26 protein-coding genes are annotated in these 26330 nt (G+C 71.9%); 18 read left to right on the top strand and 8 right to left on the bottom strand.

The genetic code is table 11. From position 1 onward, the window contains the following. Window positions 1–284 precede the first annotated feature (284 nt). From IF22_RS0102440 to IF22_RS0102425, 4 genes are read left to right on the top strand one after another with little or no spacing between them, the layout of a single operon-like run. Window positions 285–770, top strand: coding sequence for a CarD family transcriptional regulator (locus IF22_RS0102440; protein ID WP_007073334.1), 486 nt, complete (start codon window positions 285–287; stop codon window positions 768–770). A 56-nt stretch (window positions 771–826) separates the two neighbouring features. Next, a complete protein-coding gene (gene ispD / locus IF22_RS0102435; protein ID WP_030327900.1) occupies window positions 827–1522 on the top strand; it encodes a 2-C-methyl-D-erythritol 4-phosphate cytidylyltransferase in 696 nt (231 codons plus the stop codon). Window positions 1523–1535: 13 nt separating this feature from the next. Then, the gene (ispF, locus tag IF22_RS0102430; RefSeq protein WP_030327898.1) at window positions 1536–2021 is read left to right on the top strand and encodes a 2-C-methyl-D-erythritol 2,4-cyclodiphosphate synthase; all 486 of its coding nucleotides are present in this window, start codon (window positions 1536–1538) and stop codon (window positions 2019–2021) included. A gap of 10 nt (window positions 2022–2031) precedes the next feature. After that, window positions 2032–3060: a tetratricopeptide repeat protein gene (locus IF22_RS0102425; RefSeq protein ID WP_030327896.1), complete on the top strand. Its 1029-nt coding sequence runs from the start codon at window positions 2032–2034 to the stop codon at window positions 3058–3060. Here IF22_RS0102425 and IF22_RS0102420 read toward each other — a convergent pair. Continuing rightward, entirely contained in the window at window positions 3057–4223 is a 1167-nt protein-coding gene (locus IF22_RS0102420; RefSeq protein WP_030327894.1) for a homogentisate 1,2-dioxygenase, read from the bottom strand. The two genes, IF22_RS0102425 and IF22_RS0102420, sit on opposite strands and share 4 nt — an antisense overlap. Window positions 4224–4317: 94 nt before the next feature. Between IF22_RS0102420 and IF22_RS0102415 the strand changes: the two genes are divergently transcribed. The 6 genes from IF22_RS0102415 (at window position 4318) to IF22_RS0102390 (ending at window position 9178) form a co-directional block, all read left to right on the top strand. Further along, the gene (locus IF22_RS0102415; protein ID WP_030327892.1) at window positions 4318–5187 is read left to right on the top strand and encodes a hypothetical protein; all 870 of its coding nucleotides are present in this window, start codon (window positions 4318–4320) and stop codon (window positions 5185–5187) included. Continuing rightward, on the top strand, window positions 5184–6380 hold the full coding sequence (gene fahA, locus IF22_RS0102410) for a fumarylacetoacetase (RefSeq protein ID WP_030327890.1): 1197 nt from the start codon (window positions 5184–5186) through the stop codon (window positions 6378–6380). Before IF22_RS0102415 ends, fahA begins: the two co-directional genes overlap by 4 nt. Before the next feature lie 174 nt (window positions 6381–6554). Then, window positions 6555–6764, top strand: a complete 210-nt coding sequence (locus IF22_RS0102405) for a DUF397 domain-containing protein (protein ID WP_030327888.1) — start codon at window positions 6555–6557, stop codon at window positions 6762–6764. Window positions 6765–6908: 144 nt separating this feature from the next. Beyond that, entirely contained in the window at window positions 6909–7391 is a 483-nt protein-coding gene (locus tag IF22_RS0102400) for an SRPBCC family protein (RefSeq protein ID WP_030327887.1), read from the top strand. 79 nt (window positions 7392–7470) lie between these two features. Next, the gene (locus IF22_RS0102395; protein WP_030327885.1) at window positions 7471–8727 is read left to right on the top strand and encodes an outer membrane protein assembly factor BamB family protein; all 1257 of its coding nucleotides are present in this window, start codon (window positions 7471–7473) and stop codon (window positions 8725–8727) included. Window positions 8728–8827: 100 nt separating this feature from the next. Next, window positions 8828–9178: an LPXTG cell wall anchor domain-containing protein gene (locus tag IF22_RS0102390; protein ID WP_245233492.1), complete on the top strand. Its 351-nt coding sequence runs from the start codon at window positions 8828–8830 to the stop codon at window positions 9176–9178. Between the two features lie 91 nt (window positions 9179–9269). On the opposite strand, the gene IF22_RS0102385 is transcribed toward IF22_RS0102390, so the two are convergent. From IF22_RS0102385 to hppD, 5 genes are all read right to left on the bottom strand, one after another. Next, window positions 9270–10193 (bottom strand): hypothetical protein, encoded by a 924-nt coding sequence (locus IF22_RS0102385; RefSeq protein ID WP_209444460.1) that lies wholly within the window; start codon window positions 10191–10193, stop codon window positions 9270–9272. Window positions 10194–10320: 127 nt separating this feature from the next. After that, window positions 10321–10875: a hypothetical protein gene (locus IF22_RS0102380; protein ID WP_245233491.1), complete on the bottom strand. Its 555-nt coding sequence runs from the start codon at window positions 10873–10875 to the stop codon at window positions 10321–10323. A 136-nt stretch (window positions 10876–11011) separates the two neighbouring features. Then, window positions 11012–12115, bottom strand: a complete 1104-nt coding sequence (hisC, locus tag IF22_RS0102375; protein WP_030327877.1) for a histidinol-phosphate transaminase — start codon at window positions 12113–12115, stop codon at window positions 11012–11014. Beyond that, complete coding sequence (locus IF22_RS0102370) at window positions 12112–13134, bottom strand: RDD family protein (RefSeq protein ID WP_030327875.1); 1023 nt, start codon at window positions 13132–13134, stop codon at window positions 12112–12114. Before IF22_RS0102370 ends, hisC begins: the two co-directional genes overlap by 4 nt. A gap of 192 nt (window positions 13135–13326) precedes the next feature. Next, on the bottom strand, window positions 13327–14532 hold the full coding sequence (hppD, locus tag IF22_RS0102365; protein ID WP_030327874.1) for a 4-hydroxyphenylpyruvate dioxygenase: 1206 nt from the start codon (window positions 14530–14532) through the stop codon (window positions 13327–13329). 139 nt (window positions 14533–14671) lie between these two features. Between hppD and IF22_RS0102360 the strand changes: the two genes are divergently transcribed. From IF22_RS0102360 to IF22_RS0102340, 5 genes are all read left to right on the top strand, one after another. After that, window positions 14672–15175: an Lrp/AsnC family transcriptional regulator gene (locus IF22_RS0102360; RefSeq protein WP_030327873.1), complete on the top strand. Its 504-nt coding sequence runs from the start codon at window positions 14672–14674 to the stop codon at window positions 15173–15175. 70 nt (window positions 15176–15245) lie between these two features. Beyond that, window positions 15246–16694 (top strand): outer membrane protein assembly factor BamB family protein, encoded by a 1449-nt coding sequence (locus IF22_RS0102355; RefSeq protein WP_081883667.1) that lies wholly within the window; start codon window positions 15246–15248, stop codon window positions 16692–16694. A gap of 125 nt (window positions 16695–16819) precedes the next feature. Further along, window positions 16820–18487 carry a fumarate hydratase gene (locus IF22_RS0102350; protein WP_030327871.1) on the top strand — a complete coding sequence of 556 codons (1668 nt, stop codon included), beginning with the start codon at window positions 16820–16822 and terminating at the stop codon, window positions 18485–18487. Window positions 18488–18746: 259 nt separating this feature from the next. Further along, a complete protein-coding gene (locus tag IF22_RS0102345; protein WP_030327870.1) occupies window positions 18747–21728 on the top strand; it encodes an AfsR/SARP family transcriptional regulator in 2982 nt (993 codons plus the stop codon). A 35-nt stretch (window positions 21729–21763) separates the two neighbouring features. After that, on the top strand, window positions 21764–23173 hold the full coding sequence (locus tag IF22_RS0102340; RefSeq protein ID WP_030327869.1) for a class II fumarate hydratase: 1410 nt from the start codon (window positions 21764–21766) through the stop codon (window positions 23171–23173). A gap of 21 nt (window positions 23174–23194) precedes the next feature. On the opposite strand, the gene IF22_RS0102335 is transcribed toward IF22_RS0102340, so the two are convergent. Further along, complete coding sequence (locus IF22_RS0102335) at window positions 23195–23485, bottom strand: hypothetical protein (protein ID WP_030327868.1); 291 nt, start codon at window positions 23483–23485, stop codon at window positions 23195–23197. Between the two features lie 613 nt (window positions 23486–24098). Here IF22_RS0102335 and IF22_RS0102330 point away from each other — a divergent pair. The 3 genes from IF22_RS0102330 to IF22_RS0102320 all read left to right on the top strand — a co-directional run bounded on the left by IF22_RS0102330 (window position 24099) and on the right by IF22_RS0102320 (window position 25785). After that, window positions 24099–24911, top strand: a complete 813-nt coding sequence (locus IF22_RS0102330) for a helix-turn-helix domain-containing protein (RefSeq protein WP_030327867.1) — start codon at window positions 24099–24101, stop codon at window positions 24909–24911. Continuing rightward, the gene (locus tag IF22_RS34130; protein ID WP_030327866.1) at window positions 24902–25084 is read left to right on the top strand and encodes a DUF397 domain-containing protein; all 183 of its coding nucleotides are present in this window, start codon (window positions 24902–24904) and stop codon (window positions 25082–25084) included. The genes IF22_RS0102330 and IF22_RS34130 overlap by 10 nt, the downstream gene beginning before the upstream one ends. Window positions 25085–25185: 101 nt before the next feature. Then, on the top strand, window positions 25186–25785 hold the full coding sequence (locus tag IF22_RS0102320; protein ID WP_030327865.1) for a GNAT family N-acetyltransferase: 600 nt from the start codon (window positions 25186–25188) through the stop codon (window positions 25783–25785). Here the strand turns inward: IF22_RS0102320 and IF22_RS0102315 are convergent. Next, window positions 25752–26297: a CGNR zinc finger domain-containing protein gene (locus IF22_RS0102315; protein WP_030327864.1), complete on the bottom strand. Its 546-nt coding sequence runs from the start codon at window positions 26295–26297 to the stop codon at window positions 25752–25754. The two genes, IF22_RS0102320 and IF22_RS0102315, sit on opposite strands and share 34 nt — an antisense overlap. Window positions 26298–26330: the final 33 nt, after the last annotated feature.

Below are 26330 nucleotides of genomic sequence, written 5' to 3'. Positions count from 1 at the left end.
CCAGGGTCGCGCACCGGGGGCTCCTCCCGCTACATCTGGGCGCGGTCCGGCTGGCCGGGCTACCATGGGAGGAGCGCATAGCCCTTGATCTCGACGTTCTGTTCACCCGTACCGGGCAGTCATTTGCGCGTTACGGAGCGTGTTCGAACCATCGGTTTGACCGCCTGTCAAGCTGAAGCAAGACCTCTCACAGGGCCCCTGAGCTGCGCCAACGGTCAGGACATCGGTGAGACATCGGTGCCTGAGCGTGTTACCCTAGACACAGCGAAAGGGGTTTCGAACCTATGGTTTTCAGTGTCGGCGAGACCGTTGTTTACCCCCACCACGGGGCCGCACTCATCGAGGCAATCGAGACTCGGGTCATCAAGGGCGAGCCTAAGCAATACCTCGTCCTGAGGGTCGCGCAGGGTGACCTGACGGTCCGGGTGCCGGCCGAGAACGCCGAGATCGTGGGCGTCCGTGAGGTGGTCGGCGAAGAGGGCCTCGGGAAGGTCTTCGACGTTCTGCGGGCTCCGCACACCGAGGAGCCGACCAACTGGTCGCGGCGTTACAAGGCCAATCTGGAAAAGCTGGCTTCCGGCAACCCGCTGAAGGTCGCCGAGGTCGTGCGTGACCTGTGGCGCCGGGAGCGGGAGCGGGGCCTCTCTGCGGGCGAGAAGCGGATGCTCGCCAAGGCCCGCGACATTCTCGTCGGCGAGGTCGCGCTGGCTGAGAAGAGCACCAAGGATGAGGCGGAGACGCTGCTCGACAAGGTTCTCACCGAGGCCTAGTCCGCACAGCATCGTCGTACCCACTTCGTAGTGAAGAAACCACCGAGGACCGCGACGTGACCGCGCAGCTCAATCCGCGCGGTGACGTCGCGGTCCTCGTGCCCGCGGCGGGTGCCGGCGTACGGCTCGGCCCCGGCCGACCCAAGGCGCTGCGCCTGCTCGCCGGTGAGCCGCTGTTGGTGCACACCGTACGTCGACTGGCTGCCGCGCCCTCCGTGCACACCATCGTGGTGGCCGCGCCGACCGCCGAGGTGCAGGCCGTCCGCGAGCTGTTGGCCCCGGTCGCGCCGGTGATCGTGGTGCCCGGAGGGGCGGAACGGCAGGCATCGGTCGCCGCCGCGCTGGCCGCCGTGCCGGCCGGCCCGACGATCGTCCTGGTGCACGATGCCGCCAGGGCGCTCACCCCGCCCGAGCTTGTCGAATCCGTCGCGGCGGCGGTCCGGAGCGGGCGTGACGCGGTGATCCCGGTCCTGCCGGTCGTCGACACCATCAAGGAGGTCGGCGCCGGCGAGGTGGTGCTCGGCACCGTCGACAGATCCGCCCTGCGCGCGGTGCAGACCCCGCAGGGTTTCCGCCGGGCCGTGCTCAGCGCCGCGCACGCCACTGCCGGTGACTCCCTCACCGACGACGCCGGGCTGGTCGAGAAGCAGGGTGTCGAGGTGAGCTGCGTGCCCGGCTCGGAGTACGCAGTGAAAATCACCCGACCGTTCGACCTGGCCCTGGCGGAGCATCTGCTTGCCACGACCGGTTGACGCGTACCCTCTGATCATGATCGTTCCTCGGGTGGCCATCGGGACCGACGTGCACGCGTTCGAGCCGGGCCGGCCGTGCTGGGTGGCCGGGCTGCTCTGGCCCGACCAGGACGGCCTCGCCGGGCACTCGGACGCCGACGTGGTCGCGCACGCCGCCTGCAACGCGCTGCTCTCCGCCGCCGGTCTCGGTGATCTCGGTTCCGCCTTCGGGGTTGACCAGCCGGAGTGGGCCGGCGCGTCCGGGGTGGCGCTGCTGACCGAGACGGCCCGCCGGGTGCGGGCCGTCGGCCTGGAGATCGGCAACGTGTCGGTGCAGGTCATCGGCAACCGTCCCAAGATCGGCCGGCGTCGCGCGGAGGCGCAGGAGGTCCTCTCCGCCGCGGTCGGCGCCCCGGTCACCGTCTCGGCGGCGACCACCGACGGGCTCGGCTTCGCCGGTCGTGAGGAAGGGCTGGCCGGGATCGCGGTGGCCCTGGTGTACGACGCTCCGGCCGCCTAGGCTCGCCGCGATGTCCAGCGACCCCGCCCCCGACCAGTCCGCCGCCGACGGCTACGTCCAGCGGGCCCAACTCCTCGCCGAGCTCGGCCGCTACGACGAGGCGGCGGGGGAGTTGGCCTACGGGTTGGCCCTCCAGCCGGATGACGTGGACGCGCTCACCGTGCTGGCCCGGGTGCACCTGGCCGCCGACCGCCCGGCTGAGGCGCTCACCGCCGCCGACACGGCAGTGGCCGTCGCGGCGGAGGCGGTGCCACCGCTGGTCGCCAGGGGGATGGCGCTTTCCGATCTGGAGCGCTACGCGGAGGCGGCGGCCACCGCCGACCGGATCCTCGCCCTCGGCCCGGCAGACGCGTACGCCCAGCGGAGCGCGGCGGCGATCCTGGCTGGCGCCCGCAACGGTCAGCCGGCGCTGAACGCGGCCTGGCGTGGTGTCGAGTTGGCCCCACAGGAGCCGCAGGCGCACCTGGTGCTCAGCCTGGTCGCCGCCCGGTTGGACCTGTTCGACCTGGCGGAGCGGGCCTACCGGGAGGCGCTGCGGCTCGACCCGCGGATCGCCGAGGCCGGCCACGACGTGGGGGTCATGCGACTGGAGCAGCGCCGCTGGTCGGAGGCGTTGGCGCACATCGCCGAGGCGGTGACGGTCAGCCCGAGCCGGATCGACTCGCCACGGACCCTCACGTACGGGCTGCACCGCCTGGTGCTCTACGGCGCGGGCTGGTCGCTGATCGCGGCGGTGCTCGTCGCGTTCGCGGCGTCGGCGGGCGACGGGTTCTCCCGCATCCTGGCGGTGCTCGCCGCGCTGACCGGGGGCATCGTCGTCTGGCAGCTCGGTGCCCGGCTGCCGGGGCTGACCCGGAGCGTCCTGCCCGCTCTGCTGCGCGCGGACCGCACGATGGCCCTGGCGATCTACGCCGTGGCCGCCGCGCCGCTGCTGCTGCTGGTGTACGCCATGGTCGGCTCACCGTGGCCCCTGGTGCTGGCCATCGCCGTCACAGCGGTTGCCGAGTTCGCCGTCTTCACCCGAACCGCCGTCCGCTAGGCGCGACGCGCCCACGTCCAGGCGTACCCCTCGTCCTCACAGGCGCTGGCGGCGTCGCAGAGATCCAGCGGGCGGAAGGTGTCGACCATGACGGCCAACTCGTCGAAGTAGTCCGCGCCGATGGAACGCTCGGCGGCACCCGGCTGGGGGCCGTGGGTGAAACCGGACGGGTGCAGCGAGATCGAGCCCTGCTCGATGCCGGAGCCGCGCCGTGCCTCGTAGTTGCCCCCGGTGTAGAAGAGCATCTCGTCGGAGTCGACGTTGTGGTGGTTGTACGGCACCGGGATCGACTGTGGGTGGTAGTCGACCTTGCGGGGCACGAACGAGCAGATGACGAAGTTGGGCCCCTGGAAGGTCTGGTGCACCGGTGGGGGCTGGTGGATGCGGCCGGTGATCGGCTCGAAGTCGTGGATGGAGAACGCCCACGGGTAGAGGTGCCCGTCCCAGCCGACCACGTCGAACGGGTGGTTGGCGTAGACGTAGCGGGTCCAACCGCGCCGGTGCCGGACGAGCACCTCGACCTCTTCGTCGTCGACGAGCAGCGGGGCGTCGGGGCCCCGGACGTCCCGCTCGCAGTACGGCGAGTGCTCCAGGAACTGGCCGCGTACGGAGAGGTAACGCTTGGGCGGGCCGATGTGCCCGGACGCCTCGACGGCGAGCAGCCGGACGGGCTGGTCGCCGGTGGGCACCAGCCGGTGGATGGTCGAGGTGGGGATGACGACGTAGTCGCCGGCGACCGCGTCCAGCACCCCGAACGGAGACTCGACGCGCAGCGTGCCGGCCTCGACGTAGAGGCAGTGGTCGCCGGTGGCGTCGCGGAACAGCGGCGAGGGCCGGTCGGCGAGGACGTACCCGATCCGGACGTCGTCGTTGGCGAGCAGGTACTGCCGGCCGAGGATGGGGTCGGAGCCGCCGGTGTCCAGTTTGTGGGTGCGCAGGTGGCGGGGCTTGAGCGGCAGGTTCGGTGCCCGGGTGAACGTGGGCGGGGTGAACTCGTCGGCGGCCAGGATCGCGGTGGGCGCGTGCCGGTGGTAGAGCAGCGACGAGTCGGAGGAGAAGCCCTCCTGGCCCATCAGCTCCTCGGCGTAGAGGCTGCCGTCGGGCTGCCGGAACTGGGTGTGGCGCTTGCGCGGCACCTCGCCGACGCTGCGGTAATACGGCATCTCGCCTCCCGAGGGGTTCCGTCCACCGGCCGAAGGCGTCCGATAATCGGACGCTGTTGTCCGTTCCTCGTAGCGTCCCGTACATTCTTGTTCCGTGTCAACGCAGGTGCCCGCACTCCTGACCGGCCTGGTGGACGACGCCGCCGTCTTCCCTCCGGGCAGCGCCACGCTGCCCGACGCCCTGGCCGCCCACCGCCAGCACCGCGCCGCCTGGTACGCCGACCTGGTCGGACCGCTGCTGGTCCCCGCCTCGACGGTGGCGGCCGGCGAGCTGAGCGGGCTCGTCGACCCGGACGAGGGCCTGGTGGTCGGCGTCATCGGTGACACCGGGATCGGGAACCTGCCGTTCGCGCTGTCGTTCCTCGCCCCGGACGGCGTCACCGCGCGTCAGGTCGAGGTGGCGGTCGCCAAGCGCGGCGAGGACCCGCTGCCCGGCATCGCCGAGCTGCTGCGGCTGACCGGCGAGCTGGCCGGTGTGGAAGCCATCTACGCCGAACTGCCGCTGACCTTCGGTCTGATGGGTGCGCTGGACGCGCTCGTCGCCGCGCGGGCCGACGGGGTGCCTGTCGCGGCCAAGTTCCGCACCGGCGGCCTGGCCGCTGAGCTCTTCCCCACCCCGGCCGACCTGGCCGCGGTGATCTGCGCCTGCCGGGACCGGGACCTGCCGTTCAAGCTCACCGCCGGCCTGCACCAGGCGATCCGGCACCTGGACCCGGAGACCGGGTTCACCCACCACGGCTACGCCAACGTGCTGGCCGCGACACTGGCCGCCGCCGACGGCGACGGGGTGCGCTCGGTCGCCGAGCTGCTGACCGTTGTCGACCCGCGGCCCCTGGTGGAGCGCGCGACGGCATGGCTGGACGCGCCCCGCCCGCTGTGGGTGGGCTTCGGCTCGTGCAGCATCCTGGAACCACTGACCGATCTGATCCGGCTGGGGCTGGTGAACGGGGGCTACGACGCATGACCTGGGTGACCGGCGCCGACGGTTCGCCGTACGGGGTGACGAACCTGCCGTACGGGGTGTTCCGACAGAACGGCGGTCCGGCGCGGATCGGCGTACGGATCGGGTCCTGGGTCCTCGACCTCGCCGCTGCGGAGGCCGCCGAGCTGGTGCTGGCCGCCGGCGCGCTGTGCCGGCCCGTGCTCAACGACTTCATGGCGCTCGGACGTCCGCAGTGGACGGCGGTACGCCAGCGGATCACCGAGCTGCTGACCGACCCGGCGCACCGGGCCGCCGTGGAGCCGCTGCTGGTGCCCCTCGACGACGTGGAGCTGCTGCTCCCCATCGAGGTGGCCGACTACGTCGACTTCTACTCCTCCGAGCACCACGCCGCGAACGTCGGGCAGATCTTCCGCCCCGGCCAGCCGCCGCTGCTGCCGAACTGGAAGCACCTGCCGATCGGCTACCACGGTCGGGCCGGCACCGTTGTCGTCTCCGGCACGCCGGTGACCCGGCCGACCGGGCAGCGGGCCTCCGCCGACGGCCCGGTCACCGGCCCGTCGGTACGCCTCGACATCGAGGCCGAGGTCGGCTTCGTGGTGGGCGTACCCAGCGCGTTGGGCGATCGGGTTTCCGTGGACGACTTCGCCGAGCACATCTTCGGGGTGGTGCTGGTCAACGACTGGTCCGCCCGGGACATCCAGGCCTGGGAGTACCAACCCCTCGGCCCGTTCCTCGGCAAGTCGTTCGCCACCTCGGTCTCGGCCTGGGTGACGCCGTTGGACGCGCTCGGCGACGCCTTCGTGCCCGCTCCCGACCAGGACCCGCCGGTCGTCGACTACCTGCGGGACGTGCCGCACCTGGGCCTGGACCTCCGACTGGCTGTCGAGTGGAACGGCGAGCGGGTCAGCGAGCCACCGTTCGCCACCATGTACTGGACCCCCGCACAGCAGTTGGCGCACCTCACCGTCAACGGGGCTTCGCTGCGCACCGGTGACCTGTACGCCTCCGGCACCGTCTCCGGGCCCGAGCGGGGACAGGTCGGGTCCTTCCTGGAACTGACCTGGGGTGGGGCCGAGCCGGTCACTGTGGGCGGCGAGAGCCGCACCTTCCTCGACGACGGTGACACGGTGACCATCACGGCCACCGCCCCCGGCCCGGACGGCACCACCATCGCCCTCGGTGAGGTATCCGGCACGGTTCGTCCGGCCCGCTGAGCGGGCACCCGCCATCCGTCTCGTGCACGGGACCCGTGATCGCACCGGCTGTGCGATCACCGGCCCTTGTTGACCCGTTGATCGTCCGGATTCCGTTGCCACACCGCGCAATCCGAGCCGGGCTCCACCCGGCCGCCAGCGGTGGGCATCCCGACGCACACGGAGGTAACGACGATGCACGATCTTGCGGGCGCGGTCTGGCGTACCAGTAGCCGCTCAAACGACCAGGGGCTCTGCGTGGAAGTGGCGGACAACCTGGTCGATGTCCATGGTCTGGTCGGGGTCCGCGACTCCAAGGATCAGGCCGGCCCCACACTCGCGGTCAGCCCGCCGGGGTGGACAGCGTTCATCGGCGCGATTCGGGCCGGTCGCTTCGAGCGCTGACCGGCTCTTCGGCACCGGTCGACGACGACCGGTGCCGAAGCGACCGCCCAATCGGACAGCATCGCCCCCGGGAGGTGGAAATTCCGTCCCGGGGGCCCCGTCCGGCCCTCACTCCGCGTACCGTCGGGGACACGGGAGGGTGGCATGTCGACGGTGGCGATTACCGGGATCATCGAGGCCGACACTGTCGACGTCTGGCGTCTGCTGACCGACCTGTCCGGCCGCGCCGCGCGGCTGACCGCCGCCGGCCCGATCGAGGTGCTCACCCCCGGCCCGTTCGGTCCGGGCACCTCCTGGCGTGAGGAGCGCGTCCAGCCGGGCGGCGGCACGCTCACCGAGGAGTTCCTGGTGGTGGAGGCGCTCGCCCCGCAGCGACTGGTGCTCTGCTCCTCCGGCGCCGGCGCCGACTATCGCATCACCTGGGGCCTGCGGCCGGTCCGTCGCCGCAGCCGGGGCTGCACAGCGATCACCGTCACCCAGGAGGCGGTGCCGACCGCTCCATACGGTCGGGTGGTGGCGCTGCTGCTCGGCGGCCTGGCCGCCCGGGCGGTGGAGGCGGCACTCTGGCGTGATCTCGCCGATCTGGCCGTCGCGGCCGGTGCCACCGGCACTGTCGAAGCCGCCTGAACGCCAACCAGCAGCCCCGCCACGACCTGACCGGGGTCCGGCCGCCTCCGCTGGGTAGGGTGCCGGGCGGAGGTGCGGCATGAGGTTCCCGAGAGGCCGGCGACGGCTCGTGATCGCGGTCGCGGCGCTGCTCGCGACGGCGGCGGTCGCGGTCATCGTCCACCGGGTCCTCGCGCCGGCAGAGGTGAGCACCGTGGCGCGGGCCGACTATCCGGCCCCGGCCCGACCGGCTGCCGGAGTGATCGGTCGGTTGCCGGTCGCCCCGTTGATCGTCGACGGGAGGCTGCGGGTGTACGCCGCACACCGCCAGGTCTACGCCGACCGACCGGTCGACGGACGGTACCGGACCAGCCCCTACTGGTCGTACCGGCGGTGGCCGGCAGAGCTGAGCGGGGTGGTGGCCAGCGGCAGCACGGTGGTCAGCCGCTGGTCCGATGGGCAACTCGTCGCACTCGACGCCCGCACCGGCGGGGTGCTCTGGCGAGCCGACGGCCCGGAGCCCGCCGAGAGCGCGGCGCTGGTGCGGCGTACCGGGGCGGCGACCGTCTGGGATGCGCCAGGGCTCCAGCTCACCGACCTCCCCGACGGGCGGACCGTGCTGGTGGTGACCGGGGATGCCCAGGCGCGCGGGGTCGAGCTGAGCAGCGGTCGGGAGCTGTGGCGGGTCGAGCTGCCCGGCAGTTGCCGCAGCGACGTCGGCACCACCGCCGCCGGGCAGCTGATCGGTCTGGACACCTGCGCCGGGGCGGCGACTGTCGAGTTCCGGGACGCGGCGACGGGCGCGGTACGGGAGCGTTGGCGACCGCCGAACGGCCCGGACGCGTTGGTGGTGACGCCGCTCGGTTGCCGTACCGGCTGGTCGGACTGTCTGGGGCTGCGGACCGCCGGGCCGGGTGACGAGGGTGGTCGGGGTTGGCTGGTGGACGCCGGCCGGCCGGTCGCCGCCCCCGCGCTGGACCCGGCCGGTGCGGTGCTGGTCGGTGAGCAGTCGGTCGCCGTACTCGACGGGGTGGTGGTGGGTCGATCGGCGCGTACGGGCAGCGAGCTGTGGCGGTCCGCGGGCCTGGGGGTGGCCCGGGTGTTGGCCGCGCAGCCGGGCCGGGTGCACCTGCTGACCGAGGCGAACGAGTTGGTGACTGTGGACCCGGTGACCGGTAGGCAGTTGTCGCGCTTCGTGCTCAACGTCGGCTCGGACGGCACCGGCTGGGCGCCCGGTGCGGTGACGGCCGAGGACGGGTTCGTCGCGGTCGAGCGGCTCCGTAAGCCGGTCGACCCCGCCGGCGACGACCGGCGTTACTACTACACCGGCGAGGCGGTGATCCTGGCCGCCACCTGATGGTGGCGTCTTCGACCGCGGAATCGTGAACCGTTCTACCTCTTTGTCCGAAAAGGGTATGTTTTTCACGGTTCGGGTTTCCGGTGGAAGGGGTCGGCGCATGGCCAGGACAGCAGCCAACTACCTCGTGGGCGGCGCGCTCGCCGCCGCCGCGAGCCTGACGCTGGCGGTGTCGCCGGTGCTGGCTGCGGAACCCGCCTCGGTACCCGGGTTCAGTGTCGCGCGGCCCGAGCCGTCCGGAGGTACCGGCGTCACCTTCGAGATCCTGCCGGCGTCGCCGACCCCGCAGCCGCCACCCACGTCCACGCCGACGGCACCACCGCAACCCTCGCCCAGTCACGGCGAGTTGCCGGTCACCGGATCAGGCGGGTCGGCGCTGCCGCTCGCCATGCTGGGCGCGGCCCTGATCGTCATCGGTTGGTTCGCCGCCCGCCGCCGCCGACCGAGTTGATCGGCCGGGCTGACGGGCCTGGCCGGCGGCGGCCGGGCTGACGGCCTCGGCGAGGGGCGGGTTTCGGCGAAGGGCGGGTTGTGGTGCGGGGTCAACGACCGGCCGGGACGCGCTCCCTCGGCTCGCTGCTGGCTGGCCGATCGGACCGGCGCGAGCGGCGGACCAGCACTGCGAGGCCGACAACCAGCAGCAGCCCCGCGCCGGCCGCCGCCACCGTCCACCCGGAAACGATCCGGGAGACGACGCTGCCCTGCTTTCCGACCTGACCGGGGTCGGGGAAGGTGATCTGCGCGGTGACGCCGCGCTTCACCAGACCGCTCTCCAGGTTCACCTCCGCCTTCCAGGGGCCGTTCGGCAGCGCGGCCGGGAACCGGGCGATGACCTGCCCGGATGCGCCCGGCGCCAGCGTGACGCCCTGCCCGACCGGAAACGGGCCGGCCCGGCTGCCCGCCGGGCCGTCGGCCAGGGCGACCGCGCCGGTCAGGTCGATGGCACGGCCTCCGGTGTTGGTGACCTGGACGGTCAACGACGGTTCGCCGGCGGGGCTGCGGGCCGGGCGCACCTCGCCGATCGAGAAGTCGGAGGCGGGTTCGCCGCCGGGCCCGACGTCGAGGTACATCCGGACGCCGACCCGGTGGACCTGACTGATCTCGCCGCCGGCTCGGGGAGGCGAGGTGGTGGACGCCCAGATCACCCCGTACCGCTCGCCCCGGGAGGCAGCCGGCGGCACCGTGACAGTCGCGCGGACCCGGGTCTCGCCCCGCGGTCCCAGCTGGACGGAGCGCTCGTCGAGGGTGACCCAGGAGGTCAGCTCGTTCTCGGCGCGGCCCTCGCCGAAGCGGAACGCCGCACCCTCCACTGTCGCGGCCGCCGGGTACACGTCGACCCGACGGGTCTGGTCGGTGCGGTTGACGATCAGCAGTTGCCGCTTGATGGTGGTCCCCGGCGGTAGGTGGTCGACGATGTAACGCAGCGCCCGGGGGTCGGCGCGGCGCTCGGTCGGGGCTTCCAGCAACCGGATCCCGATGGTGCCGTCGTCCGAACCCGCATCCGGTTCGACCGCGCCGGCCCGGGTCGACAGACCCGGACCGGCGAGGCAGAACAGGGCGAGCGCGACCGCGATGGTCGACCGCCCCCGGCGGCTACGCCACGGAATGTGTCACCGTGCCCGTGTAGACGCCCGCGATGCTGTCCAGCGGGACGTTGACCACCAGGGTGGGGTTCCAGCTGGCGGTGTTGCCGCCGGTGCCGCCGCTGTGGGTGAACGCGGTGAGCAGGGTGACGCTGTCCAGCGGTGCGGCGTCGCCGGCGGTGGTCTGCCCGGGGGTGAAGGTGCCGTCACCGGTGGTCGCCGTCGCCGGGCCGGACCAGTAGTCGATCTCGGCCGGCAGGACCGTCTCGGGCGGCGAGCCGCCGCCGGTCTGGAAGACCGTCGAGGTCACCGAGGCGACCCAGGAGGCGTCGGCGGCGCCTCGGGAGTCGTCGACGGTCACGGTGCCGAGCTGCCCGGTGATGGTGCCACCGGGGGCACCAGTACCAAGGTCGGCGGTGGTCGGCGCGACGATGTCGAGGGTGCCGGCGAGCACCTCGAACGTGGTGGCGGTGGTGTCGTCGGGCGCGGCGGCGGCCGGAGCGGCGAGGAAGCCGACCATCGCCGCGGCGGCCGCGCCGGCCAGACAGATCTTGGCAGTACGCACGTGTTTTACCCCGTTCTCGAAGTGAGTCGACGCGATCCTCGGCGCGTCGACTACTTCGGAAGATAGGGCAAAAAATGGAGCAAACCGGACAAACCGTCCATCCGTCATTAATTGGTCACAGATGGCCGGTCGGTCCTCAGGTCAGCGCCGTCTCCGCAGCGGCCAGGAATGCGTCGTTCTCCGCCGGGGTGCCGATGGTGACCCGGACGCCGTCCCCGGCGAACGGCCGCACGATCACCCCGCGCGACTCGCACGCCTTGCCGAACGCCACGGCACGCTCGCCCAACGGCAGCCAGACGAAGTTGGCCTGGCTCGTCGGCGCCTCGGGCACGAACTTGCGCAGCGCCTCGGTGACCCGGTCCCGCTCGGCGACGACCAGGGCGCAGCGGCGCTCCATCTCCGTCGCCTGGGTCAGCGCGGCCAGCGCCCCGGCCTGGGCCGCCGTGCTGCTGGAGAACGGGGTCGCCACCTTGCGGATGGCGGCGGCCACCACCGGCTGGGCCACCAGCCAGCCCATTCGCAGCCCGGCGAGCCCCCACGCCTTCGACAGGGTGCGCAGCACCGCCACGTTGGGCCGGTCCAGGTAGTCGAGACCGTCCGGCACCTCCGGGTCGGTGACGAACTCCCGGTACGCCTCGTCGATCACCACCAGCACGTCGTCCGGCACCCCGTTGAGGAACCGGTCCAACTCGGCCCGGCGCACCGCCGTACCCGTGGGGTTGTTCGGGTTGCAGACGAAGATCACCCTGGTTCGGTCGGTCACCGCCGCGGCCATCGCCGCCAGGTCGTGCCCGTGCCCGGCGTCGTTGGGCACCCGCACGCTGGTCGCGCCGCTGGTCGCCACGATGATCGGGTACGCCTCGAAGGACCGCCACGAGTAGAGCACCTCGTCACCCGGCAGGCAGGTGGCCCGCACCAGGTGCTCGGCGAGCGCCACCGAGCCGCAGCCGGTGGCGATCCGGTCGGCGTCGACGCCGTACCGCTCGGCCAATGCGTCCCGCAGCGCGACAACGCCCATGTCCGGGTAGCGGTGCGACGTGGTGATCGCCTCGGTGACCGCCTCCACCACGCCGGGCAGCGGGCCGTACGGCACCTCGTTGCTGGCCAGCTTGATGGCCTCCGGCAGGCCCAACTCGCGGGCCAGGTCGGCAGGACTGCGCCCCGGCACGTAGTTGGGCAGCGCGTCCAGGTCGGCGCGGGTCAGCCGCAGTGCCGGCTGGTGACGTCCGGAGTCGGTCATGGGGTGTCTCCCGGGGGCTGGTTGCGGTCGTTCGAGGGGGCGGAATCGGGCCGGTTGGGGACTTCGACGACCACCGTCTGCGCGCGCTTGTCGTGCAGCGCCATGCGCAGCGGGTGGTCGAAGAGGGGGGAGAGGGCGTCGACCAGTTGCAGCACCAGGCCCAGCCCGGCGCAGTACCAGAGCAGCGTCGGCAGGCCCAGCGTGCTCCACCGGCTCAACGCCCGGCGGAAGCCCAGCGGCTGGTCGGCGGCGATCGGCACCGCCCGGATCCGCATCATCCGCTTGCCGACGGTCTGCCCACCGGCGGCCATGGCGGGCACCTCGTACGCCAGCCAGAGCGCGGTGGCGATCAGCAGGATCGCCACCAGGAGGGAGTTGGACTGCTCACTGGGGAGCGGAAGGCCCTCGGCGGAGGTGTCGCCGCGCGCCGCGCGCCGGAAGACCTCCTGCCAGTACGGTGCCCACTCCTGCGCCCAGCGCCAGACGAACCAGCCGTTGACGACCACGTTCAGGGCGAAGACGAGGCCGAAGTCGATCACCCGGGCGGCGAGCCGACGGCCGTAGCCGGCCAGCCGGTGGCCGTGCGGTCGTGGCTCGGGCGGCCGTCCGGGCCAGCCAGGATGACCGGCCTGTGGTCCCCATCCGGGTGGGCCGGCCTGCGGTCCCCATCCGGGTGGCCCGGCCTGCGGTCCCCATCCGGGTGGGCCGGCCTGGGGTCCCCAACCCGGGCCGTGCCCCGGCTGCGGGCCGTACCCCGGGGGTGGGCCCTGCTGCGGGCCGTACCCGGGGGGTGGGCCCTGCTGCGGCGGCCAGCCCGGCGCGGCGGTCGCCGCGTCGCGGGTTGCCGACGTCGCGGGCTCGGCCGGGCCGACCGGCGCGGGTGGTGGCTCGGGTGGCGGCGGGCCGTCCGGCGGGGTCGCGTCGACGGGGATGGGCGCGCCGAGCCAACCCTCGCCGTCCCAGTAACGCCGGGTCTCGGTGTCGGCGGGGTCGACGTACCAACCAGGTTGAACGCTCACGCGGCCGTTCCGCTTCGCTCACTCACGAGGACACCTTAACGACGACCGTCCCGGCGAACTCGTCATGGACGTGTCGCGGGGCGTACCCCGAAGGGTGTGGTCCGGGCAGCGGCGCGACGCCGCCGGTGGTGGGTCGGGGCCCACCGACCGGCGGCGTCGGGTACGACGGAGGTTGCGTCACGCTCGCAAGTGTTACAGGTTGCCGCGGGCTTCCTGCTCCCGCTCGATCGCCTGGAACAGCGCCTTGAAGTTGCCCTTGCCGAAGCCGAGCGAGCCGTGCCGCTCGATCAGCTCGAAGAAGACGGTGGGACGGTCCTGCACCGGCTTGGTGAAGATCTGCAGCAGGTAGCCGTCCTCGTCCCGGTCGACCAGGATCTTGCGGGCCTTCAGCTCCTCGATCGGCACCCGCACGTTGCCGATCCGCTCGCGCAGCTCGGGGTCGTCGTAGTACGAGTCCGGGGTGTCCAGGAACTCCACACCGGCGGCGCGCATCGCGTCGACGCTGGCCAGGATGTCGTTGGTGGCGACGGCGATGTGCTGCGCGCCCGGGCCCTGGTAGAACTCCAGGTACTCGTCGATCTGGGACTTCTTGCGGGCGATCGCCGGCTCGTTGAGCGGGAACTTCACCTTGCGGGTGCCGTTCGCCACGACCTTGCTCATCAGCGCCGAGTAGTCGGTGGCGATGTCGTCGCCGATGAACTCCGCCATGTTGGAGAAGCCCATCACCCGCTTGTAGAACTCGACCCACTCGTCCATCCGGCCCAGCTCCACGTTGCCGACCACGTGGTCGACGGCCTGGAAGAAGCGCTTCGGCTGGATGCCGGCGTCGATCATCGGCTGCCGGTCCACGATCGGGCCGCGGGCCACGAAGCCGGGCAGGAACGGGCCGGTGTAGCGGGACCGGTCGACAAGCGTGTGCCGGGTGTCGCCGTACGCGGCGATGGCGGCCATCCGCACGGTGCCGTGCTCGTCGCTCACCTCGTGCGGCTCGACGACGCTCGCGGCGCCCTGGGCGATGGCGTGCGCGTACGCGGCGTCCACGTCCGGCACCTCCAGCGCGATGTCGCTGACCCCGTCGCTGTGCCGGGCCACGTGCTCGGAGCCGTCGGCGTCCGGGCGTACCGCACCGGTCAGCACGAACCGGGCCGAGCCGCTGGTCAGCACGTACTGGGCGTGGTCCCGGTAGCCCTGCTCGGGACCGCGGTACGCCACGCAGGTCATGCCGAACGCGGTGGAGTAGTAGTGGGCGGCCTGCTTGGCGTTGCCGACCAGGAAGTGCACGTGGTCGAGGCCCCGGACCGGGAACGGGTCGTGGCTGATGTCGTGGTCGACAGCTCCCACGAGCCGGTCGGTGTCGACGTCCTCGGTCGACTGGGGTCGGTCGATCGCCTGGGTCATGATGGGCTCCCTCGCGTACCGGCCGGCCTTGTGGGCCGCCGTGGTCGGTTCTTCTGGCGAGGATCGCTGGCCCGGTGTGGGGTGGGCAACTGTTGGCAGAAATGCTGGTCAGGTTGCGCATTCGGTATGGTCTGCACTCATGAATGGTGAGCAGAATGTACAGCTCGACGCGCTCGACGTGCGCTTGATCGAACTGCTCGCCGAGGAACCCCGGATCGGGGTGCTGGAATGCTCCCGGCGGCTCGGGGTGGCCCGGGGCACCGTGCAGGCCCGGCTGGACAAGCTCATCGAGCGGCGGGTCATCAAGGGCTTCGGCCCCGAGATCGCACCGGCCGCGATCGGGTTCGCGGTGACCAGCTTCGTCACCCTGGAGATCAGTCAGCGGCACGGCCACGACCCGGTCACCGCCCACCTCGCCGCCATCCCCGAGGTGCTGGAGGCGCACACCATCACCGGCTCCAGCGACCTGCTCTGCCGGATCGTGGCCCGCTCCAACACGGATCTGCAACGGGTCATCGACCAGATCGTCTCGTCCGCCGGCATCACCCGGGCCTCCACGATCATCGCGCTGGCCGAGCAGATTCCCTACCGCACGCTTCCACTGGTGCGCAGCGCCGTTCGGGCCGACGGAAGGGTGCTGTAACACCTCCCCGCCCAGAAAGCGCGGCGACACGGCGACGCGGGCGTACGGAAGATCCGTGATCGTGGCTACGGTGTGCGGTGTGGCGAAGGGGAGCGTGCGCGGTGGGCTGCTGCTCGGCCTCGCCGTGGTCGTCGCGCTCGCCGCGACCGGCGTGTGGAACCCGTTCCCCGGCCTGTGGGACTGGGTGGACCGCAGCGAACCCATCTCCGAGCCCGACGTGGTCTGGCAGCAACGCGTCGGCGGCACCCCGCGCAGCGTGACCATCGCCGGTGACGCCGTCGTCGTCGAGCAGCGCACCCGGGTCGAGGCCCGCAGCCTGGCCACCGGCGCCCAGCTCTGGGAGCGCAAGGCCGACTGGGCGGCGGTCGCCGGCGGTGACCGTGACCCGGTCGTGGCCGTGGGCAAGCTGCTGGTCAAGGGGTACGAGCTGCTCGACCCGACGACCGGGGTGACCCGGCGACGTGACGACGACGCGGTTGCCGTCTGGACGTACCGCAATCTGCTCCTCGACGCCCGCTGCACCGACGCCACCGACTGCACCCTGAGCGCCTGGGACCCGCGTGGCACCGCGCCGCTGTGGACGGCTTTCCTGCCCGGGGTGCACAGCGGCCTGCTCGCCGACAACCCGGGTCTGCGCGGCACCCGCCGGCTCACCGCCAACCGGATCGACGACGGGGTGGCCGGGGCCGAGGCCGCGCCGCCACTGCTCGGTTTCCCGGTCGACGGTCGGGTCCACGTGGTCGACACCGCCACCGGCCGGGTGTTGCAGAACGTCGAGCCGGCCCGGGACGAGCGGCTCTCCGTGGTGGGCGGTCGGCTGCTGCGGATCGCCGCCCGCTCCCAGGACGGCACCTGTTACTTCGCCATCTCCGCCCGCGACTCGGCCACGGGGCAGGAGGCCTGGCAGCGGGCCGGCGTCAACCTGCGCACCGCTGACTCGGCCGGCTGCGTGCAACGCGAGGACCCGCAGGGCGCGCGGAACGTGCTGATCGGTGTCGCTCCCGACGGCCGTGAGGCGGTCATCGACGGGTACGACGGACGGCTGCTCTGGGTCGGTGAGTCGGGCACCAAGTTGATCGCTGTGGACGACCGCTCCGCGGTGTTCCGGGCCGCCGACAAACGCTCCGTCATCGCCCGTGAGCTGGGCACCGACAAGGTGCTCTGGACACGGCAGGCCAGCGGCAAGGCCGGCGCGGCGCTCACCCCGTACGCGGTGGTGGTGACCGACGAGAAGCCGTCCCGGCTGGCCGCCCTGGACCCGCGCACCGGCCGGGAGCTGGCCGCCCTGCGCACCTCGGCGAACGCTCTCGCCGTCGGATCACAGGGGATGATCATTGGCGAGGGGCGGGAGATCGGGTACGTCCGCTTCGTCGGCGCGGCCGGCGGCTCGTCCACCCGACCGCCCGGCGACGGTGGGAATCCCCGGCCGGGCGGCACCGACCCCGGCGAGCCGGACAACGACGACTGCGGGCCGAAGGGGGAACTCTGCCCCGACCCGGGCGGCGGTAAGGACGGCTGAGCCGGCCGTTCGCCCGACGATCCGCACGGCGGCCGGGCACGGCGCGCCTGCTGGATGAGAGCGGCGTCCCAGGACCCGCCCGGCGGGTGGGAGTGATCGACCGGTCTGCCCTAGGCTTGCCGCTCATGAGCAGTGCCGCCGCATTCTCGTACGCCCCTCTGCTGCCGACCGGCCCGGACCAGACGGACTATCGCCTGGTCACCGACGAGGGCGTGGACGTCGTACACGGCCCGGGAGGCCGCCGGTTCCTCACTGTGGAGCCGGCCGCGCTCACCGCGTTGACCGCCGAGGCGATGCACGACATCGCGCACTTCCTGCGCCCCGCGCACCTGGCGCAACTCCGGGCGATCATCGACGATCCGGCCGCCTCGCCGAACGACCGGTTCGTCGCGCTGGATCTGCTGCGCAACGCCAACATCGCCGCCGGCGGTGTCCTGCCCATGTGCCAGGACACCGGCACCGCCATCGTGATGGGCAAACGCGGCCGGCACGTGCTGACCGACGGCGCCGACGCCGAGGCCATCTCCCGGGGCGTCTACCAGGCGTACACCAAGCTCAACCTGCGCTACTCGCAGCTCGCCCCGCTGACCATGTGGGACGAGCGGAACACCGGCAGCAACCTGCCCGCCCAGGTGGACCTGTACGCCGAGGACCCGGACGGGCACCCCGACGCGTACAAGTTCCTGTTCATGGCCAAGGGCGGTGGCTCGGCCAACAAGTCGTACCTCTACCAGGAGACCAAGGCGCTGCTCAACCCGGTGCGGATGATGCAGTTCCTGGAGGAGAAGCTGCGGCTGATCGGCACCGCCGCCTGCCCGCCGTACCACCTGGCCATCGTCATTGGGGGCACCTCCGCCGAGTACGCGCTGAAGACCGCGAAGTACGCCAGCGCCAAGTACCTCGACGCGCTGCCGACCTCGGGTTCGATGAGCGCGCACGGCTTCCGCGACCTGGAGCTGGAGGCGCAGGTGCTGGAGCTGACCCGTAACTTCGGCATCGGCGCGCAGTTCGGTGGGCGGTACTTCTGCCACGACGTGCGGGTGGTCCGGTTGCCCCGGCACGGCGCGTCCTGCCCGGTGGCGATCGCCGTTTCCTGCTCGGCGGACCGCCAGGCCGTCGCCAAGATCACCCCGTCGGGCGTGTGGCTGGAGCGCCTCGAAACCGACCCGGCGCGGTTCCTGCCCGACGTCACCGACGACTCCCTCGACGGTGAGATGGTCGTCCGGGTCGACCTGAACCGGCCGATGGACGAGATCCGCGCCGAGCTGTCGAAGTACCCGGTCAAGACCCGGCTGTCCCTGTCCGGCCCGCTTGTCGTCGCCCGGGACATCGCCCACGCCAAGATCGCCGAGCGGTTGGACGCCGGTGAGCCGATGCCGCAGTACCTGCGGGACCACGCGGTCTACTACGCCGGCCCCGCGAAGACCCCCGAGGGGTACGCGTCCGGCTCGTTCGGCCCGACCACCGCCGGGCGGATGGACGCCTACGTGGAGAAGTTCCAGGCGGCCGGTGGCTCGCAGGTGATGCTGGCCAAGGGCAACCGGTCGGGTCAGGTGACCCGTTCCTGCCAGCAGCACGGCGGCTTCTACCTCGGCTCGATCGGCGGCCCCGCGGCCCGCCTCGCCCAGGACTGCATCAAGCACGTCGAGGTGCTCGAGTACGCGGAGCTGGGCATGGAGGCGGTCTGGAAGATCGAGGTCGAGGACTTCCCCGCCTTCATCGTGGTCGACGACAAGGGCAACGACTTCTTCGCCGAGGTCACCAAGCCGGTGCTCACCGTCGGCCGCCGCTGACCCGACCGCAACGCGAACGGGTGCCGGGCGAATCCGCCCGGCACCCGTCTGTCGCCCGTGTTCTACCGACAATCGGTACGCCCGCCCCGCTGGGGTGGGACGGGCGCACCGCCCCCGTCGGATGCCGTCACCGACAACCCGAAGTGAGTTTGCTGCGCATCACTGTCGATCCGCTCTCAGATCACTCTTGCCTGGCCGGGGCGATCTGTCACCACCGGACTACTCTGCTGGAAGTTGCACCACTGACGCGGGAGAGTAGATGCGGTTCGGGATCCTGGGGCCTCTGCGGGTGGGCGGTGGCGAAGCCACTGTCACCGCGGGACGCGACCGGACCGTCCTCGCCATGCTGCTGTTGCGGGCCGGCCGGCTCGTGCCGGTCGACGAACTCGTCGACGCGGTGTGGGAGGACCACCCGCCGGCCACCGCCCGCGCGCAGTTGCAGACCTGCGTGTCGCGGCTGCGCCGCCGGTTCACCGAACTCGGGCTGGCGCCTGAGCTGATCGTCACCGACCCGGCGGGGTACGGACTGCGTACCGCACCGAACGACCTGGACGCCGAGATCTTCAACCGGCGCGTGGAGGTGGCCCGTGCCCAGGTCGTCGCCGGCCGGCTGGTCGAGGCGCGTATGGAGTTCCGCGCCGCGCTGGCCCTGTGGCGGGGGCCGACACTCGGTGGCATCGCGAGCCGGAGCGTCCGCCGTCGCGCCCAGACGCTCGACGAGCAACGCCTCACCGCGTTGGAGGAGTGCGTCGACGTCGAACTGCGCCTCGGTCAGGCAGCTGAGCTGATCGAGGAGTTGGCGGAGAGCGTCGACCGGAATCCGTTGCGGGAGCGGCTGCGAGGTCAGCTGATGCTGGCGTTGTCCTCGGTCGGGCGGCAGGCCGACGCACTCGCCGTCTACCGCGAGGGCCGGCGGACGTACGCCGAGGAGTTGGGCATCGAACCGGGTGCCGAGCTGCAGGAGCTGCACCAACGGGTGCTCGCCGGCGACCTGGCCCTGGCCGGTCGGCCGGCCCCACCCGTCGGCCCGGTTCGTTCCCTGCCCCGGGCGATCGGGGACTTCATCGGTCGGCAGGAGACGGTGGCCCGCCTGGTCAAGGAGATCGAGGAGGACGGCATCCGGATCCAGGTGGTCGACGGGATGCCGGGCAGCGGCAAGACCACGCTTGCCGTACACGTCGCCACCGCGCTCGCGGACCGCTATCCCGACGCCCAGCTCTTCATCGACCTGCACGGGCACAGCGAACGCCGACCGTTGACAACGGCAACGGCCGTGGCGGCCCTCCTGCGGCAGCTCGGTGTGCCGGTGGAGCGGGTGCCGGAGAACCTGGACGACCGGTTGGCGCTCTGGCGGATCGAGCTGGCCGGCCGCCGTGCGTTGGTGGTCCTGGACAACGCGGCCAGTGCCGACCAGGTGGCGCCGTTGCTGCCCAACGGCGCGCAGAGCCTGGTCCTCATCACCAGTCGCCGCCGGCTCATCGGGGTCGACGAGGGCCGGCCGTCGTCGTTGCCGGTCCTTGACGCCGACGAGGCGATCGAGCTGCTCGGTCGGGTGGCCGGGATGGAGCGGATCGCCGCCGAGCCGGAGGCGGCGGCCGAGGTGGCGCGTCGCTGCGGCCACCTGCCGCTCGCTATCCGGCTGGCTGGCGCGCGGTTGGCGCACCGGCCGCGCTGGCGGGTCGCCGACCTCGCCGAGCGGCTGGTCGCCGGGGCGGGCCCGCTGGCCGAGCTGACCGCCGGGCAGCGCTCGGTGGGGCAGGCGTTCGCACTGTCGTACGCGCAGGTCTCACCGTCGGCGCAGCGGCTGTTTCCGCTGCTCGGCCTGTACCCGACGGGGCGCTTCGACAGTCGGGTGGCCGCCGCCCTCGTCGACCTGCCCCTCGCCGACACCCAGGAGCAGTTGGACGAGTTGGTCGACGCGCATCTGGTGGAGGAGGTGCAGCCGGGTCGGTACCGGTTGCACGATCTGCTCCGCGAGTACGCTCGGCTGCTGCTCGTCGGCCCGGAGCGGCAGACCGAACGCCGCGCCGCCGTGGAGCGGCTGTTGGATCATCACCTGTCGGTCACCTTGGCGATCGCCCGGACGGTCGAGGCGGCGGGCAGTCGTCGCAACATTCCCGAGCGCACGCCCGGTCGGCCGGACCTGTTGGCTGTCCCGGTGGCCGAGGGGCGGGCGTGGTTCGAGGAGAACCATGTCGCGCTCACCGCCCTGGTCCGGAAGGCGGAGGAGGAGAACTTCCCGGTTCAGTGCTGGCAGCTGGCCCGGGCCTGCTGGCGGCTCAACTTCGACGGCGGGCACCTCGACGAGCTGATCGAGACCCACACTATCGGGCTTCGGGTGACCGAGCGGCTGGGCGACGAGGCGGCCTACGCCACCATGCTGAACTACCTCTCGTCGGCGTACTTCCGGTTGGCCCGCTTCCCGGAGGCGATCAGCGCGATGGAGGTGGCACTGACAGTGCGCCGCCGGCTCGGGCTCCGTGACGACACGCTCAGCACGCTGTGGAACCTCGGCGTCTCCTACGCCGCGAACGGTGACCACCGGCTGGGTAAGGCGAAGTTCGACGAGGCGCTCGACATGATCCGCGGCTTGGTCGACGTCCATGCGCTGACCAATCTGTTGAACAACGTGTCCTACGCGTTTATCGCCTGGGGCCGGTACGACGAGTCGCTACGCCTGGCCCGGCTGCACCTCCTGGCGGCCCGGCAGGCGAAGGACCGCCGGCAGACCGACAACGCGTTGGGGCACCTCGCCATGATCCGGCACCGGATGGGTGACCTGGGCCCCGCCCGTCGCCTGCTGCGGACGGCGTTGTACCTCAAGCGCCGGGCCAGCAACCGATTCGGTGAGGGGGAGGTGCTCAACGAGATCGGTGTGATGGAACGTGTCGCCGGCGATCCGGAGCGTGCCGCAGCCCTGCACCGGGAGGCGCTGGTGGCGATGGTGGACGCCGGCGACCGAATCGGTCAGTGTGCTTCCCGGAACCTGCTGGCCCGGGCGATGTTGGAGCAGGGTGACGCGGTCAGCGCGCTCGACCTGCACCGCCGGGTGCTCGCCGACGCCAGCCGGCTCGCTGCCCGCTACGAGAAGGCCCGGGCGTTGGAGGGCATCGCCCGGTGCGTGCTGACCACGGATCCGACGGCGGCCCGCGCGCACCTGGAGCAGGCGCTGGTGTTGTTCCGGGAGGTCGAGTCGCCGGACCGGCACGAGGCGGAGCGGCTGCTCACCGAGTTGGGCTGACGGATCATCTGCGAGTCGGCCACGGGCGCGGCAGGATGGTACGCGTGACGACTCCAGAGGCGACCGGTTACCGCATCGAACGTGACTCGATGGGCGAGGTGGAGGTGCCCGCCGAGGCACTGTGGCGTGCGCAGACCCAGCGGGCGGTGCAAAACTTCCCGATCTCCGGCCGGGGAATCGAGCCGGCCCAGATCAAGGCCCTCGCCCAGATCAAGGGCGCGGCGGCCGAGGTCAACGGCGAGCTGGGTGTGATCGACGCCAACGTGGCCGCCGCCATCGCCGCCGCCGCCGCGCACGTGGCCGACGGTGGTTACGACGACCAGTTCCCGGTGGACGTGTTCCAGACCGGCTCGGGCACGTCATCGAACATGAACACCAACGAGGTGATCGCCACCCTGGCGAGTCGTGAGCTGGGCTCGCCGGTGCACCCGAACGACCACGTCAACGCCTCCCAGTCGAGCAACGACGTCTTCCCGTCCTCCATCCACCTGGCGGCCACCCAGTTCATCGTGGAGGACCTGCTGCCGTCGCTGGGGCATCTGGCGGCCACCTTGGAAACCAAGGCGGCGGAGTTCGAGACGGTGGTCAAGGCGGGGCGTACGCACCTGATGGACGCCACGCCGGTGACCCTCGGCCAGGAGTTCGGCGGGTATGCCGCTCAGGTCCGCTACGGAATGGAACGGCTGGAGGGCGCCCTGCCCCGGCTCGCCGAGCTGCCGCTGGGTGGCACCGCCGTGGGCACCGGAATCAACACCCCGCTCGGCTTCGCCGCCGCCGTGATCGACAAACTGCGTGAGTCGACCGGGTTGCCGCTGTCCGAGGCGCGTAACCACTTCGAGGCGCAGGGCGCGCGCGACGCGCTGGTGGAGACCTCGGGGCAACTGCGGACCATCGCCGTGGGCCTCTACAAGATCGCCAACGACATCCGCTGGATGGGTTCCGGCCCTCGCGCCGGTCTGCGTGAGCTGCGCATCCCCGACCTCCAGCCCGGTTCGTCGATCATGCCGGGCAAGGTCAACCCGGTGGTCGCCGAGGCGATGCGGCAGGTCTGCGCCCAGGTGATCGGCAACGACGCGACGGTCGGGTTCGCCGGTTCGCAGGGCGACTTCGAGCTGAACGTGATGCTCCCGGTGATGGGCCGCAACCTGTTGGAGTCGATCCGGCTGCTCTCCGCGGTGAGCCGGCTCTTCGCCGACCGGTTGGTGGCCGGCCTGGTCGCGGACGCCGAGGTCTGCCTGGCGTACGCCGAGGGCTCACCGTCGATCGTGACCCCGCTCAACCGCTACCTGGGGTACGACGAGGCCGCGTCGATCGCCAAGGAGGCGTTGGCGAAGCAGATCTCGATCCGCGAGGTGGTGATCTCCCGGGGGCACGTCGACTCCGGCAAGCTCACCGTCACCCAGCTCGACGAGACGTTGGACCTGCTTCGGATGACCCACCCCTGACCCACCCCTGAGCCGGCCCGCTCAGCGCAGGTTTTGTGGCCTCGCCCAGCCGACGAAGCGGGTGAAGAGCGCCGCGGGGTCCGGCCCATCGTGCGGGTTGAGCCGGTACAGGTCGGCGACCGCCTCGTGCAGGACCGCGCACAGGTAGACGCTCAACCCGACGCAGTCGTGCGCGTACTCCCGGCGGAGGGTGAGCCGGGCGACCGCGCACGGCCAGGGCGCGGCGCAGACCCGGCAGAGCCAGAGCGGGCGCAGCGGCAGGTGCGGTCGTCGGGGCGTGGTCGCGCGGTCGTCCGGGTTGGTCCGGGGCATGGTGTTGCGGTCCTTTCGAGCTGACTCGTTTGTGGCATCACCCCCCGACCCGGCGCCCCCGCCCTCGCGCTGGCCTCCGCACCCCGTGCCCCGCGCCCGCGCCCCGCGCCCCGCGCCCGCGCCCGCGCTTCGCCCCGCGCCCGCGCCCGCGTCCCGCGCCCGCGTCCCGCGCCCGCGTCCCGTGCCCGCGTCCCGTGCCCGCGCTCCGTCCCAGGCTCGCTGCTCGCTGCTCGCTCGGTGCGCCGGGCTCGCGGGCCGCCTGCGCCCGCGCCCCCGGCGCTCCCGAGGGCGGCGGCGCGTGAAGATCGTGCTTGATCCTGGATGTAGTGGTTTCCGCACGTTGGGACCCCACTACTTCCAGGATCGAGCACGATCTTGGGCGGTTGGTCGTCTTGGGTGGGGGTGGGACCGCCCGGCACGGGGGAGCGGGCGGTCCCGTGCGGCGCCGCCGGGCCCGGGGGACGGGGAGCGGTGCCGCGCTTCACAGTCTGGTGATCGGACGACTACGGTCGGAAGGGTTCGGCCCGCCTGTCGTAGCTGCCCTGTTCCCGGGCCGCGCCGGCTCTGTTGGTCGGCTGGAGTTGATCGTCGGCGGGTTGGAGAGTGGCTGGGTATGGCCGATGGACAGATGACGGCGGCGGCGTTCCTGGTCGCGGAGCTGCGCCGGGCGCGGGTGCGGCGCGGCTGGAGTCAGGATGAGCTGGCGAAGGCGGTCAACTACTCGGCGTCGATGGTCAGCGCCGTCGAGTTGGGTCAGCAGGTGCCCACCGCCAAGTACCTGGAACTCGTCGACCGGGCACTGGAGACCGGCGGCCTGTTCGGCCGCATGTCCACCGAGCTGGTGAGCCTGGACCGGGCGCAGCCCTGGCTGCGGGGCTGGCAGGCGATCCTTGCGCAGGCGCGAGCCCTGCGATGGTTCGACCCGCTGCACGTCCCCGGGCTGCTGCAAACCGAAGGCTATGCACGCGCCATCTTCGAGTCGGACCGACTGCTCGACGCCGACGAGGTCGAGCGTCGGCTGGCGGACCGGATGGACAGCCAGCGGGTCCTCTACGGGGATCGCCCGCCGCATGTGGTCGCGGTGCTTGACGAGTCGGTGCTGAGGCGACGGGTCGGCGGTCGGAAGGTGATGTGCGAGCAAGCTCTGCACCTGGCGCGCTTGTCGACCGAACATCCACGGGTTCAACTCCATGTGGTGCCCCGCTCGGCCGAGGAGTATCCCGGTCTGAACGGGCCATTCATCCTCGCGACCGTGGCCGACCACAGCGATCTTGCCTATCTCGGCGGCCAGATCGGCGGCCAAGAACTCGACCGGCCTGCGGATCTGTTGCGTCTACAACGGACCTGGGAAGCTACCCTCGGGCAGGCGTTGCCACCGCAGGAGTCGATCGAGTTGCTGAGGGAAGTGGCGGAGTCGTGGAGTTGAGCCGGGCTCGGTGGCGTAAGAGCAGCCGGAGTGGTTCCAACGACCAGTGCGTCGAGGTGGCTACGAATCTGGGGGACGTGGTCGGGGTGCGGGACAGTAAGGACTCGGGCGGACCCGTGCTCGTTGTCGACGCGTACTCCTGGCGGCTCTTCGTGGCCGCGCCCCCGCGCTGACGCGACCGGCTCGCCCGCGACGGCGGGCGAGGGGGCGCGGACCTGGGGTGGCCGGGTAAACGGCTCGACGGTGTCCACAGGGTGGCGGGATGATCCGGGCCATGGGTGACGATCAGGTGGCCGCGCCGGTGGGGACCGAGCGGCTGCGGTTGCGGCGGCTGACCATGGATGACGTGGGCCTGCTGGTCGAGTTGGACAGCGACCCCGAGGTGATGCGGTTCCTCACCGGTGGCGTCGCGACTCCGCTGGCCACCGTGCGGGACGAGCAGTTGCCGAGGTTGCTGGCCCAGTACGACAGGCATCCTGGGCTGGGTCGGTGGGCGGCGCACGATCGGGAGTCCGGGGAGTTTCTCGGTTGGTTCGCGTTGGACCCGTCGGAGGACGGCACCGAGGCCGAGTTGGGCTACCGGTTGCGCCGCGCGACGTGGGGGCGAGGGCTGGCCACCGAAGGGTCGCGGGCGCTGGTGCGGCACGCCTTCGACACTGTCGGGGTGCGTCGGGTCTGGGCCGAGACGATGACTGTCAACGAACGCTCCCGGCGGGTGATGGTGAAGGCCGGGCTGCACTACGTGCGGACCTTCCACCTCCAGTGGGACGACCCGATTCCGGGCACCGAGCAGGGCGAGGTGGAGTACGAGGTGCGGGCCGAGGAATGGGCGACAGCCGGTCAGGAACGGCCGGCGGCCCGTCGGGCTCGGTAGGCGGTCACCGCGGCGCGGTTGCCGCAGCCGGCCTCGCAGAACCGCCGGGACCGGTTGCGGGACAGGTCGACGACCACGTTGTCGCAGTCCGGGTACTCGCAGATCCGCAGCCGGCTCAGCTCGCCGCTACGGACCAGGTCGGCCATCGCCATGGCGGCCTCCACCGCGATCCGGGTGGCCAGCGGCGCGTCGCGGGGCACCGCGTGCAGGTGGTACGGCTCGTCGTCGTGCTCGATGAGCTGCGGTAGCGCCTTGTGTTCCAACAGCAGGCCGTTGACCACCGCGACGATCTCGGCTGGCTCGGCGTGCCAGATGCGGCGCAGTTGGGGCCGCAGATCCCGGACGGCCCGCAACTCGGCGTCGGTGCGTTCGTGCCGGCCGCTGTAGGAGTAGCGGACGAAGAACGCGTCCAGGGCCGCGACGTCCGGCAGCAACTCACCGTCTCGACCTGCGGTGTTGACCAGCGCCGCGGCGGCGATCAACGAACACTCGGTGTCATGAGCGAATAGCATCTTGACTCCTGTCACGGCTTCCGCTTAGCGTCA

The organism is Micromonospora parva, from assembly GCF_000718515.1.
Taxonomy (GTDB): Bacteria; Actinomycetota; Actinomycetes; order Mycobacteriales; family Micromonosporaceae; genus Micromonospora; species Micromonospora parva.
This window is presented reverse-complemented; position numbering and strand designations above follow the sequence as displayed.

Bases quoted from the DNA above. Each gene is read 5' to 3' on its own strand.
- IF22_RS0102440 (WP_007073334.1), top strand. From the start codon at position 285: ATGGTTTTCAGTGTCGGCGAGACCGTTGTTTACCCCCACCACGGGGCC.
- IF22_RS0102425 (WP_030327896.1), top strand. From the start codon at position 2,032: ATGTCCAGCGACCCCGCCCCCGACCAGTCCGCCGCCGACGGCTACGTC.
- IF22_RS0102420 (WP_030327894.1), bottom strand. From the start codon at position 4,223: ATGCCGTATTACCGCAGCGTCGGCGAGGTGCCGCGCAAGCGCCACACC.
- fahA (WP_030327890.1), top strand. From the start codon at position 5,184: ATGACCTGGGTGACCGGCGCCGACGGTTCGCCGTACGGGGTGACGAAC.
- IF22_RS0102405 (WP_030327888.1), top strand. From the start codon at position 6,555: ATGCACGATCTTGCGGGCGCGGTCTGGCGTACCAGTAGCCGCTCAAAC.
- IF22_RS0102400 (WP_030327887.1), top strand. From the start codon at position 6,909: ATGTCGACGGTGGCGATTACCGGGATCATCGAGGCCGACACTGTCGAC.
- IF22_RS0102395 (WP_030327885.1), top strand. From the start codon at position 7,471: ATGAGGTTCCCGAGAGGCCGGCGACGGCTCGTGATCGCGGTCGCGGCG.
- IF22_RS0102390 (WP_245233492.1), top strand. From the start codon at position 8,828: ATGGCCAGGACAGCAGCCAACTACCTCGTGGGCGGCGCGCTCGCCGCC.
- hisC (WP_030327877.1), bottom strand. From the start codon at position 12,115: ATGACCGACTCCGGACGTCACCAGCCGGCACTGCGGCTGACCCGCGCC.
- hppD (WP_030327874.1), bottom strand. From the start codon at position 14,532: ATGACCCAGGCGATCGACCGACCCCAGTCGACCGAGGACGTCGACACC.
- IF22_RS0102360 (WP_030327873.1), top strand. From the start codon at position 14,672: ATGAATGGTGAGCAGAATGTACAGCTCGACGCGCTCGACGTGCGCTTG.
- IF22_RS0102350 (WP_030327871.1), top strand. From the start codon at position 16,820: ATGAGCAGTGCCGCCGCATTCTCGTACGCCCCTCTGCTGCCGACCGGC.
- IF22_RS0102345 (WP_030327870.1), top strand. From the start codon at position 18,747: ATGCGGTTCGGGATCCTGGGGCCTCTGCGGGTGGGCGGTGGCGAAGCC.
- IF22_RS0102340 (WP_030327869.1), top strand. From the start codon at position 21,764: ATGGTACGCGTGACGACTCCAGAGGCGACCGGTTACCGCATCGAACGT.
- IF22_RS0102335 (WP_030327868.1), bottom strand. From the start codon at position 23,485: ATGCCCCGGACCAACCCGGACGACCGCGCGACCACGCCCCGACGACCG.
- IF22_RS0102330 (WP_030327867.1), top strand. From the start codon at position 24,099: ATGGCCGATGGACAGATGACGGCGGCGGCGTTCCTGGTCGCGGAGCTG.
- IF22_RS0102320 (WP_030327865.1), top strand. From the start codon at position 25,186: ATGGGTGACGATCAGGTGGCCGCGCCGGTGGGGACCGAGCGGCTGCGG.
- IF22_RS0102315 (WP_030327864.1), bottom strand. From the start codon at position 26,297: ATGCTATTCGCTCATGACACCGAGTGTTCGTTGATCGCCGCCGCGGCG.